This is a genomic window from Streptomyces sp. NPDC051776, assembly GCF_040681345.1.
Lineage (GTDB): Bacteria > Actinomycetota > Actinomycetes > Streptomycetales > Streptomycetaceae > Streptomyces.
In genome coordinates this window covers 112,501-123,716 of sequence record NZ_JBFAYQ010000020.1, presented here as the reverse complement: position 1 = coordinate 123,716, position 11,216 = coordinate 112,501, and the positions used below count along the sequence as shown (strand labels likewise).

The window sequence follows — 11,216 nt, the reverse complement described above, 5'->3', positions numbered from 1 at the left end:
CCACCCCCCAGGCCATGCACTCGACAGGGGGACCCAGTCATGCCAGCTCCAGAGGCCGGGAGCCCCATTGCGGGGCCACGAAGAAGGTAATGGGGGTGGCCGGCGCCGGGCGCGTACGAGGGGTCAGGTCGCGTACGGGCCCGGCGCCGTGTTCGGGGGCGGACCGCCGTGCCGGTTCGGGAGGTCGGACTGCCGTGCCGGTCAGGCCGGTCGGACCGCCGTGCCGGTCAGGCCGCGTACGGGTTCTGCCATCCGAAGGCCGGCCACCAGCCGATGCGGTACTCGGTGCCCCATGTGCCCGGGAAGCCGGTCGGGCTGTAGCGGAACCGGGCGTAGCAGGACGTCGCGCCGTACGGGCGCCAGGCGACCGCGGTCCTGATCGGGTACTTCAGGTTGGTCGACGATGCGTTGTCGCACACGATCTGGGCCGTCACAGTGCCGCCGTTGAACTGCGACGCGCAGCTCGACGACGTGGCCGTCGCGTCCGTGACCGCATTGAGGACCTCACCCCCGCCGTCGTACGAACTCCAGGCGCTGACCGTGTAGTTGCATCCGTGGACGTAGTCCCACACCGTCGCCGTGGTGCTCGACTCCGCTGCCTGCGAAGGCGTGGCGAAGAGCACGGTGCCGCCGAGCGCGACGAGTGCCGCGGCAGTGCCGCCGATCGCTCTCGCCCTCAGTTTTCTGGACAAGTGGCCCCCAGTATGAATGACGCGGCCTGTTCGCCGACGTCTGGAATGTCCGGTCGAGTCATCAGAGCACAGGACGTGGACGCGGAGCGTGAGCAGCAGATACTCCATGGCCGCCCCGGCCAGCGGGCCCAGGCCCGTTCCGGGCGAGGGCGGCGCCCGACGCGCGGCGGACGACCGGGCACCGCCGCCCGGTCGTCCGGTCCGCTCGTGGAAGCCCGTTCACCCCGTCGCGTAGACGTCCTCCACGTACCGCCCTTGCGTGATCAGGCCGTGCAGCCAGGCGGCTGCCGCATCGGGCGCCGCTCCTGTCCGCGCCGCGAAGAGGGCGCGAAACGCCTCGCGCACCCCGGGAGCCATGTGTGCCCCGTCACCGCACACGTACACCCGCGCGCCGCGCTCCAGCAGCGACCACACCTCCTCGCCCTCGCCCTCGATGCGGTGCTGCACGAACCGGTGGCCGCGCTCCGGCCGGGCGCTGAACACCGGGCGCAGCGAGACGGCGCCCAGGGCGTCCGCAACCCGCAGTTCGTCCGCGTGCAGGAAGTCACCGTCCGGGGCGTCGCAGCCGAAGTAGCAGAGTGCGGCCGCCAGTTGCTCTCCCCGTTCCGCACGGGCGCGCCGGTCGGCGATCGCCCCGCGGAACGGAGCCAGCCCCGTACCCGCCGAGACCAGGATCAGCGGGGTGGTCTCGTGCCCGGTCACCCGGAACGCCTCCCGGCACGGCTGGATCCGGGCGGCCACGGTGTCGCCGGGCACCAGCCCCGCGAGGAATCCCGATCCCGCACCGGTGAACTCACCGCGTCCCGAGCGCGCCGGGGCGCGCAGCACCGAGACCATCAGGTCCGCGTGGCGGGGATCGGCGGTCGGTGAGGAGGAGATCGAGTAGTGGCGAGGGCGCCGGGGCGGCAGCAGGTCCAGGAGCACCGGCCAGGTGAGGACCTCGCGCAGTGCCGGATGGTCCTCCACGATCTCCAGCAGGGTCCGGGGATCGGCTTCCCGCGCCTCCGGGTCGTCGGCCAGCGCCCGGAGGGCGACACGCTCCGGCGGGCACGGATCGATCTCCGCCAGCTCGGCCAACTGGCCCGCAGTCGGCCGGTCCTGGAGTTCGACGAAGTGGCCGAGCAGGGTTCGTACGGTTACGGGCCGGTCGACGGGGAGCGCACTCCGTGACGGGCGGCTCGCGCGGATGTCGAGGACCGCGTCCGGGTCCGCGCCGAACGCCGCCGCCGCACGGTCCACGAGAGCCGGATCGTTGACCGGCAGGACCGTCAGATGGTCGGCGGTGCGGTACGAGACCCCCTCCGGCAGGGCGACCCGCAGGAATTGCTTGACCCTCGGATACCCGGGCGCGGTGAGCGGACGGGCCTCGGTCACCGTCATCCGGGTCATGCCGTGGCGGGCGGCCAGGGCGTCGAGCGGCCCGCCCGTCAACTCCGTGACGGTGAAGGCCGGTTCGGCCTTCCGGAGCACGGCTGTCGGCACGCCTGAGGCCCTCCCGCCCGTCTCCCCACTGCCGTACCGCTCCAGCAGGGCGTGTGAGAGCCGCTGTGCGAATGCGTCGACCGCGCCGGCCAGATCGCCGGAGGCGTCCGCCGCGCCGCGCTCGGTCAGACGCGTGCCGCCCAGTTCCGCGAGCCGTTCGTCGATGAAGGTGGGCACGTGCTGATAGGTGGCGGCCCAGTTGCGGTCCCCGACGCCCAGTACCGCGTACGTGACTCCCTTAGCCGTGCCGGGCCCGGCCTCTTCGAGCCACTCCGCGAAGGCCGCCGCGTCGTCCGTGGGCCGGCCGTTGTAGGAGGCCGCCACGATCACCACCGCCCGGTCGGTGGGCAGCCGGCCGGCGTGGTCGTCCAGGGGCGCGGTCACGGGCGGGCGGAAGCCGAGGTCCTCGGCCTCATCGGCGAGTTGCTGAGCGAAGCCGCGGCAGGTGCCGTAGTTGGACCCGTGCAGGAGCAGCAGTTCGGTGCCCGGCGCGATCCGTACGGGCGGTGCGCTGCCCGGAACCGCACCCGCCGCCGGGGCCCCGCCCGGCTCCTGGGACGGTGCGGGTCGAGGCCCCGGGAGTGCCGTGCGGTCGGCGACGCGGTCGCCCGGGGTCCGCGGGGCGAGCATGATGGTGAAGCCGTCAGGCTTCAGGGTCAGTGTCTCCTTGATCTCCAGCCGGTAGTCCGTGTGGTCGAGCAGCCGGTAGCGGTGCACCAGCAGCCCCAGCAGCATGACCGCCTCGTGGAGCGCGAACTGCCGCCCGATACAGGCCCGTTCACCCGTACCGAAAGGCTTGTACGCGTGCGGGGACCGCGCCGCCTCCGCCTCGGGAGTGAAACGTGACGGGTCGAACAGCTCCGGATTGTCGCCCCAGGCCGGATCGCGGTGCAGCATCGGGGTCAGGACGATGGCGGGCTCTCCCGCGCGCAGCGGGATCCGCCCCCCGAGCAGGACGTCCTCGCGCGCCTCACGGCCGAACGCCGCGGCCGTCGGCCACAGGCGCAGCGCCTCGCTGACGACCTGACGGGTGTACCGCAGTCGTCCGACGTCCTCGAACGTCGGGTCCGGGTCGGCCGCGTCGCCCCACAGCGCGTCCACCTCCCGCTGGACGAGGCGGAGCACCGTCGGGTCCTTGAGGAGGTGGTGGAGCGCGAACGAGAGCGCGCCCGAGGTCGTCTCATGACCGGCGATGAGGAACGTGATGACCTGGTTGCGGATGTTGGCCGTGTCCAGCGTGGTGCCGTGGGACGGGTGACCGGCGCCCAGCATGAGCCCGAGCAGATCGTCCCCGCCAGGTGCGCCACCCGGGCCGCCCCCGCCGGTCCGTGCGCCCACCACTTCGTCGACCACGCGTGCGAGATAGTCCGCGTCCACGCGGAACGCAGCGTCCTGCACCTCGTAGTCGCCGTCCGGGGAGCTGCCCAGCCGGGTCATGGCCCACTCCAGGCAGCGGACCATCGCCGCGACGAACGGGTGCGCCTCGCTGCGGGCGAAGGACCCGAAATCGTAGCCGAATCCGGCCAGTCCGATCGTGTCGAGCGTCATCCGCGTCATGTCGTCCGGCACGTCGACGGGCCGGCCCGAGGCAGCTGCCGTGTCCCACGAGGCGATGAGCCGCCGGGCGACGCGCAGCATCACCGGGTGGTAGGCCCTCATCGAGCCGAGGGCGAAGGCGGGCATCAACACCCCGTGCGCCTTCGCCCAGTTGGGTTCGTCGTTGTAAGCGGTGAACAGCCCGTCCGCCGTGAACTCACGGACATTCTCCAGCGCGGGGCCCACGTACTTGGCGAACCGGGCCTCGTCCGACAGCTCCGTGACGAGGTCGAGCGAGCTGACGAACAGGGTCTCCATTCCGTGCAACCGGCGCCGGAACACCGGACCGTGACGGCGGGCCAGATCCATGGCCTGCTGCAACGGCTTGCTCGTGGGACCGGTCCTGGAGATGTCCACGACGGGGACGGCGTCGTGGTGCGGGAGGACTGTCGTGTCGGTCGTCATCACCAGTACTTCTTCCGGTGGGGGCTCGATGCGGCGGCGCCCGCCCCGGCCGCCGGGCACCGCGTCGTACTCCGTGCGGTCCGGCCGGCCCGAGGGCGCCTGACTCCACCCTGTCCCCGGTGGCGTACGGTTCCGTGTGCGCCGACTGCAGGAACGTGTAGCGGTTCCCCGCGGTAGGGACTTGCGCGGCGGCCTGCGTACTGATCCGCGCGGGCCGTTCGGCGGGCGGTACCGGGAGATGGGGGCCGGAGCAAGTGGCGGGCAGGGACCGGGAGAAGCGGTGGACGTGGGCCGGGCGAAGGGGAGCGGCGCTGGACCGGGGTGCACGGGCATGCCCGAGGAGCCGGAGGAGGCCGCAGCGGACCTGAGGGCGGCCACCGCGGAGGCGGGTGCAGCGGAGAGGACCCGCTGCGCCGAGGCCATCGCCTGGCGCAACCGCTTCCTCATGCTGTTCGACCGCATGCCCCTGGCCATGGCTCTGTGCCGGACGGACGGCGAGATCCTGCTGGCCAATCCGGCCCTGGGCGCCGAGTGGGGGCTGCCCGCGGGGCGGCTCACCGGCCGCAATGTGCTGGACCTCTTCCATCCGCGGGCCTCGGCCCAGTTGGAGCGGATCGCCGACGCGCTCCGGGTGGGCCGGCGCTCGCGCTACCCGCTGGCGGTGGGCTGGACGTCCGGGGGAGCGGACCGGCGCGGCGAGCTGACCGTCGACCCGGTGAGCGAGGGCACCCACGCGGTGCCCGCGCTGCTCGTCGTGCTCCGGTCCGTCGACGCCGCGCCGCGCGAGGCGGCGGAGCGGGGCAGCCGCCCCCGGGATGACGGCGAGGTCGGCCCGGTGGGACGAAGGGTGCTGTCCCTGGCCGCCGCGGGGCTCACCACCGCGGCGATCGCGAAGGCGACGGGCCTGACCGTGGACGGGGTCAACTACCACGTCACCCGGCTGTCGCGACGCTGGCGGACCCCGAACCGTACGGCGCTGGTGGCCAAGGCGTACGCCCTCGGTGTTCTGTCACCGGGCCACTGGCCGCCCGCGGCCGGACCTGTGGACGCCTGATCGCGGCACAATTACCGGACCTCTGCGCGCATCCCTTTTCGCGTGCTTGCTGTCATGAAGTCATCACTCCACGTGACCGCCCGTACGGCCCGACCGCGACGTCCCGCGCGACCCCTCGACTCGCCTCCCGTGCGCGCTCCCGGCCGGTGGTGATGGCCCCCACTGCCGTTTCCGCCCCATTTGAACCGGGCCTGCTCGAAGAGCATGCTGAAGGCGTAGGGCTTGGCGTCGGCCCAGGGATGTGCAGGCCATCCGGGTTCCATCGGACTGAGGCAGGGCGGTATGAACACCGAAGACGCCCTTCTCCATGGCCGGGAATCTCGGGGAGGGGACTTGTCCCGCTGGGCCTCGTTCATGATCGACGAGGACGGGGTCGTCACCGGATGGAGCCCGGACGCCCAGCGGCTTCTCGGCCACGCCGGGCGGGAGGTCATCGGGCGGCCCGCGACGGACCTCTTCGTACCGGGCAGCGACCCGCCCTTCTGGATCCCGCCACGCACCCAGGACGACTGGGTGGGCGAGGTGACCGCGCGACATGCCAGCGGCCGCCTCCTGCACCTGGCGGCACAGGGCTACCGCTTCCTCCCCGACGGCAGCACGCAGCGTCAGTGGCTTGTGACCGCGGCGTTCCCCGGGGACTCCCTGCTCCTGGGGGAGGAGCAGGCCATGCTGGACTGGCTCTACAGACGCTCCCCGGTCGCGATGACGGTCTACGACACGGACCTGAAGTGCGTGCGCCAGAACGAGACGATGGCGCGGCTGACGGGCGTATCGGAGGCCGACCGGCTGGGGAAGCGCCTGCCGGAGATCCTCTCCGGCCCGGATGCCGTGGTCTGGGAGCGGCGCATGCGGCGGGTCCTGGAGACGGGCGAACCGGTCTATTCGGGGGAGATGCGCGGCCGCATGCCTTCCGATCCCGAGCACGACATGATCTTCTCGGCCGCCGCCTCCCCGCTCCAGGACCGCGGCGGACGGATGCTCGGCATCTGCGCGACCGTCGTGGACATCACGGAACAGGTCCGCAGCCGCGCGCGGCTGAACCTGCTGAACGAGGCCAGTACCCACATAGGAAGCACCCTGGACGTGACGCGCACCGCCCAGGAACTCGCGGAGATGGCCGTTCCCAGGCTCGCCGACTGGGTCCATGTGGATCTGCTGGAGACGTTGCTGCAAGGGGAGGAACCGGGCCCGTTCACCGGTGGTGTGGCCCTGCGGCGGGTGGCGAACCAGTCCGTCAACCCCGGCGCACCGGAAGCCCTGTTGCAGCCGGGGGACGTGGACGTCTACCCGGCGCAGTCGGCCCCCGTGCGCTGTATGGCGACGGGGCGTTCCGTGCTGCAACTGGTGGAGGATCCGGCCACGCAGGCATGGCTGGCCGACGACCCCGTGCGAACGCTCGGCTTCGCGAAGTCCGGCTTCCAGGCGATCATGGGTGTTCCCATCCGTGCGCGGGGCACGACGCTGGGCGTCACGCTCTTCCTCAGGCGGGCCAAGGTGCCGTTCAGCGACGACGACCGGCTCCTGGCCGAGGAGTTGGTGGCGCGGGCCGCCGTATGCCTGGACAATGCGCGCCGCTTCATGCGTGAGCACACCGCCGCCCTGACCCTGCAGCAGACCCTGCTGCCGCAGCGGCTCCCCACGCAGACCGCGGTCGAGGTCGCTTCGCGCTATCTGCCGGCCGGAGGGCGCTCCGGGGTCGGGGGCGACTGGTTCGATGTGATTCCCCTGTCGGGCAAGCGCGTCGCACTGGTCGTGGGTGATGTCGTCGGGCACGGCATCCACGCCGCCGCCACCATGGGCCGCCTCCGTACGGCCGTCCGTACGCTGGCCGACGTGGACCTGCCCCCGGACGAACTGCTGACGCACCTCGACGACTTGGTGATCCGTCTCGCCGCCGAGGACGAGCTCGTCGACACCCAGGCCACGGATCTGGGCGCCACCTGTACCTACGCGATCTACGATCCGGTTTCGCAGATCTGCTCCATCGCCCGCGCCGGACAGCCGCCTCCGGCCGTCGTCCACCCGGACGGGGCGGTGGAGATTCTTCAGCTGCCGGCCGGGCCCCCGCTCGGGCTCGGCCATCTGCCGTTCGAATCGGCCGAGGTGATCCTGCCCGAGGGCACCCTGCTGGCCCTTTACACCAACGGCCTGCTCAACTACCGGGAGCGCGGCATCGACGAGGGCCTGGACAGCCTGCGCCGGGCGTTCGAGAAGCCCGCGTCGTCGCTGAGCGACCGGTGCGAGGCCGTGCTCGACGACCTGCTGCCGACCCGTCCCCCGGCCGATGACGTCGCCCTCCTCATCGCCCACATGCGATCCCTGGACTCCGACCACGTCGCCGTCCTCGATGTGCCGGTCGAACCCGAGTCCGTCGGATACGTACGGTCCTGGGTCATCGACCAGCTCCACGACTGGGGACTCCAGCACGCGGTCCACATCACCGAACTGGTCGCCAGCGAGCTGGTCACCAACGCCATCCGCCATGCCCAAGGCCCCATCCAGCTACGGCTGCTGCGGGACCATACGCTCATCTGCGAGGTGTCCGACGCCAGCAGCACCGCCCCGCACATGCGCCGGGCCCGCCTCTCCGACGAGGGAGGACGCGGGCTCCTCCTGGTCGCCCAGCTCACCCAGCGCTGGGGCACACGCCACTCGCGCGTGGGCAAGACGATCTGGTGCGAGCAGCTCCTGGCCGAGCGATGAAGCGCATCCCTCACGGCATCGGTCTCGGCGTGCCAGAATTCGCCCGTGCTGACCATGGGATCCGTCGTGATGGGCGCCGCCGATGTACGGCGGGCCGCGGTGTTCTGGATGCGCGCGCTCGGCTACGTTCCGCGTGACGGGGACGTCGAGGACGGCTGGACCGTTCTCGTACCGGCCGAGGGGCCCGGGACCGCGCTGTCGCTCGGCCTGAGCGAGACCCCGGTGCAGGAACACCCCCGGTTGCATCTGGACCTGTACGCCACGGACCAGGCCGCGGAGGTCGAGCGGCTGGTCGCACTCGGGGCGGAGCGGGTCGACTGGGACCTCTACGAGGACGACTCCGACTTCGTCGTGCTCGCCGATACCGAGGGGAACCGGTTCTGCGTGATCGACAAGACGTGATCGACAAGAGCTGACGCGTGCGCGTTCGCCGTCGCGCCGGGGTCCGGTGGCGTGGGGGCGCGCCGGGTCAGTGGGCGCGGCCGGGTTCGGCCTGCCGGCCTGGGTCTGCGCGCGCGGCGGGCGCCGGGAGGCCGGGCGCGTCGTGGCCGGGGGCGACCCGCGGGAGCAGGAGATCGACGTCCTGGCCATGGCCGTCTGCGACGGCGTTCTCACCGTCGTGCTCGGGGTATGGCTGATCGCCGCACTGGCCACGGGAGGCCCGTCCTGGATTCCGGGCGGCCTGCTGCTGGTGTCGGCGGTCACCTATCTCGTCGCCATCGAGGTTCTGCGCCGCCGGATCTGACCGGCGCGACGGTCCTACGCGACCGCCGGCGTACGGCTGCCGTCGAGGATCACCCGCGCCACGAGCGCCGGGTCGTCGCTCATCGGCACATGGCCGCAGCCCGGAAGCCGTACGAGACGCGCGCCGGGGATGGTCTCCTTGGCGCGGACGCCCTGACGGGGAATCAGCAGCCGGTCGCGGGTGCCCCAGGCGATCGTGACCGGTACGCCGGGCACGTCATCACTGAACACGACGGGTCGGCCCGCGGCGAGTGTGGGCCAGAAGGCGCTCGCCTCGCGCAGCGCCAGCGTCTCGGCCGCCGCGCCCTCCGGTGAACGCCGCCCGGGCCGCGCGTAGATGGAGCTGACGAGCACCGCGCGGCCCGCAGTGGAGCGGGACAGCCGCTCCACCATGGGCGGTGGCAGAATCCGGGCGCCCGCGCGCATGCCGCGGAGCAGCGCGAAGGCGTAGCGCCGCTCGGCCTCGGACCAGAATCCGGCGGGGGCAAGGGCGGTCACGGACCGTGCGAGCCGGTCGCGGCCCATCGCCAGCGCCAGCAGCCCGCCCAGCGAGTTCCCCACGACGTGCGGCCGGTCGAGCTCCAGCGCCTCGCAGAGTGCGCCGAGCACCGGCACCACTGTGGGGAGATCGTGCGATACGCCCTCGGGCAGTGCGGGGGACTCCCCGAAGCCCGGCAGGTCGATGGCGATCACGTCGCGTTCCGCGGCGAGGATGTGCAGCACCGGGTCCCACCCCTGGCGGTGGTGGCCGATACCGTGCAGGAGCAGCAGCGGCTCACCGGAGCCGCGTCGCTCGTACACCACCGAGACCGGGTACGCGCCGGTGGGTGAGTCGACCGTGAAGGAAACCGTTGCGGACATGTGGTGCTCCTGACCGTCGCCGTGCGACGCCGGTGAACGCGGGGATGGGCGGGTAGACAGGATGTCAGGAACAATTACCGTTCGGTAGCCCCGAGTTCGCGGACCTTTCCGTGAACGCCCCCCGAATCAGGTCAAAACGGTCCCCGCGCGCCGCTGTCGGCTGGACACAGGCCCCGCGGTCGGGTGGGATCGAGACCGTGGCGAGCGATAGTGCAACCGACGTCTTCGAGGAGCACCGACCCGTCCTGACCGGCGTCGCGTACCGCATGCTCGGTCGCGTCGCCGACGCCGAGGACATCGTCCAGGAGGCGTGGCTGCGCTGGTCGGGCGCGGACCACGCGACCGTTCGCGAGCCACGCGCCTTCCTCGTACGGATCACGACCCGCCTCGCCATCGACCGGCTGCGGCAGTTGCAGTCGCGCCGCGAATCCTATGTCGGCCCGTGGCTGCCCGAGCCCATCGCAACCGACTTCGCCGTTACGGTCCCCGATGCCGCCGAACGGGCCGTGCTCGCCGAGTCGGTGTCCTTCGCCGTGCTCGTCCTGCTGGAGTCCCTCTCGCCCCTGGAACGCGCGGTGTTCGTGCTCCGGGACGCCTTCGGCTTCCCGTACGCGGAAATCGCCGGGGTACTCGTCGGCGGGAAGCCGGACAGCGTTCTGTCCCTGGACCTGACCGAAGACGGCCGGATCGCCTGCGTCTACATCGTGCGGAACCCGACAAGCTCGGCGCCGTCACCCCGTGACCGGCCGCGCGGGCGGTCCCGTGCGCTGTCCCGGGCCCGTACCGGCCGGCCCCCGGTACGGCGGCCCCGACTCACAGACCGCCCGAGACGCGCAGCATCGCGCCCGTCGTGTACGACGCCTCTGGGGGAGAGAAGCCAGGCAACCGCGGCCGCGACCTCCTCCGGCTCTCCGGGGCGGCGCATCGGCACCCGCTCCGGGTTGCGCCACGGCCGCTCCGGATCGCCCATCGCGGCATGGATGTCCGTGAGGATCATGCCGGGCTGCACGGAGTTGACCCTGACCCCCTCCGGGCCGAGTTCCTTGGCCAGGCCGACCGTCATCGCGTCCACGGCGGCCTTGGCGGCCGCGTAGTGCACGTACTCGCCGGGGCTGCCCAGCGTCGCCGCGGCCGACGAGACGTTGACGATCGCTCCACCGCTGCCGCCGTACCGCGTCGACATCTCCCGTACGGCGCGGCGGGCGCAGAGCATGGCGCCCGTCACGTTCACCTCCACCACGCGGCGCATCACCTCGGGGGAGGTGTCCCCGAAGTGCCCGAGCGGTCCGGTGATCCCGGCGTTGTTGACGAGTGCGGTGACCTGTCCGAGAGCCTTCCTCACCTCGTCGAAGAGAGCGTCGACCTGCTCCTCGGCGCCGGCGTCCACCCGGACGACGACGCAGTCCGAGCCCACGTCGCGTACGGCGGCGGCCGTCTCCTCGGCGGAGTCCAGGTCCCGCTCGTAGCCGATGGCGATCCGGTGCCCGGCGCGGGCCAGCCGTACGGCCACGGCTGCCCCGATCCCCCGGCTGCCGCCGGTGACCACGGTGATCCGGTCCACGGTGGGTCGCCTCCCGTTCCGCCGGTGACACCTGCTCCGGCGGTGATCGCCGACGGTACACCGCGCCCCGCGGTGGTCACCGGACCCGGGGTTCGAGAACGTCGTGTGAACGCTGGGC

7 protein-coding genes and 2 pseudogenes are annotated in these 11,216 nt (G+C 72.2%); 5 read left to right on the top strand and 4 right to left on the bottom strand.

Going from position 1 to position 11,216, the window contains the following annotated elements; translation table 11 throughout:
- Positions 1–227: 227 nt before the first annotated feature.
- The gene (locus tag AB0M26_RS17765; RefSeq protein ID WP_365261611.1) at positions 228–692 is read right to left on the bottom strand and encodes a hypothetical protein; all 465 of its coding nucleotides are present in this window, start codon (positions 690–692) and stop codon (positions 228–230) included.
- Positions 693–911: 219 nt separating this feature from the next.
- The gene (locus AB0M26_RS17760) at positions 912–4,175 is read right to left on the bottom strand and encodes a cytochrome P450 (protein WP_365261608.1); all 3,264 of its coding nucleotides are present in this window, start codon (positions 4,173–4,175) and stop codon (positions 912–914) included.
- Between the two features lie 331 nt (positions 4,176–4,506).
- Here AB0M26_RS17760 and AB0M26_RS17755 point away from each other — a divergent pair, with 331 nt between their 5' ends.
- The 4 genes from AB0M26_RS17755 (at position 4,507) to AB0M26_RS17740 (ending at position 8,677) form a co-directional block, all read left to right on the top strand.
- Complete coding sequence (locus AB0M26_RS17755) at positions 4,507–5,229, top strand: PAS domain-containing protein (RefSeq protein WP_365261605.1); 723 nt, start codon at positions 4,507–4,509, stop codon at positions 5,227–5,229.
- A gap of 333 nt (positions 5,230–5,562) precedes the next feature.
- Positions 5,563–7,932 carry a SpoIIE family protein phosphatase gene (locus tag AB0M26_RS17750; protein ID WP_365261601.1) on the top strand — a complete coding sequence of 790 codons (2,370 nt, stop codon included), beginning with the start codon at positions 5,563–5,565 and terminating at the stop codon, positions 7,930–7,932.
- Between the two features lie 45 nt (positions 7,933–7,977).
- On the top strand, positions 7,978–8,334 hold the full coding sequence (locus AB0M26_RS17745; RefSeq protein ID WP_365261598.1) for a VOC family protein: 357 nt from the start codon (positions 7,978–7,980) through the stop codon (positions 8,332–8,334).
- Positions 8,335–8,404: 70 nt separating this feature from the next.
- Positions 8,405–8,677: a hypothetical protein gene (locus AB0M26_RS17740; protein ID WP_365261595.1), complete on the top strand. Its 273-nt coding sequence runs from the start codon at positions 8,405–8,407 to the stop codon at positions 8,675–8,677.
- A gap of 14 nt (positions 8,678–8,691) precedes the next feature.
- Here AB0M26_RS17740 and AB0M26_RS17735 read toward each other — a convergent pair whose 3' ends face one another.
- A complete protein-coding gene (locus AB0M26_RS17735) occupies positions 8,692–9,537 on the bottom strand; it encodes an alpha/beta hydrolase (protein WP_365261592.1) in 846 nt (281 codons plus the stop codon).
- 197 nt (positions 9,538–9,734) lie between these two features.
- On the opposite strand from AB0M26_RS17735, the pseudogene AB0M26_RS17730 reads away from it, so the two are divergent.
- Positions 9,735–10,169, top strand: a pseudogene (locus AB0M26_RS17730) (sigma-70 family RNA polymerase sigma factor); the annotation flags it as partial.
- A gap of 181 nt (positions 10,170–10,350) precedes the next feature.
- Here AB0M26_RS17730 and AB0M26_RS17725 read toward each other — a convergent pair.
- Positions 10,351–11,098: pseudogene (locus AB0M26_RS17725) on the bottom strand (SDR family oxidoreductase).
- Between the last annotated feature and the right edge of the window lie 118 nt (positions 11,099–11,216).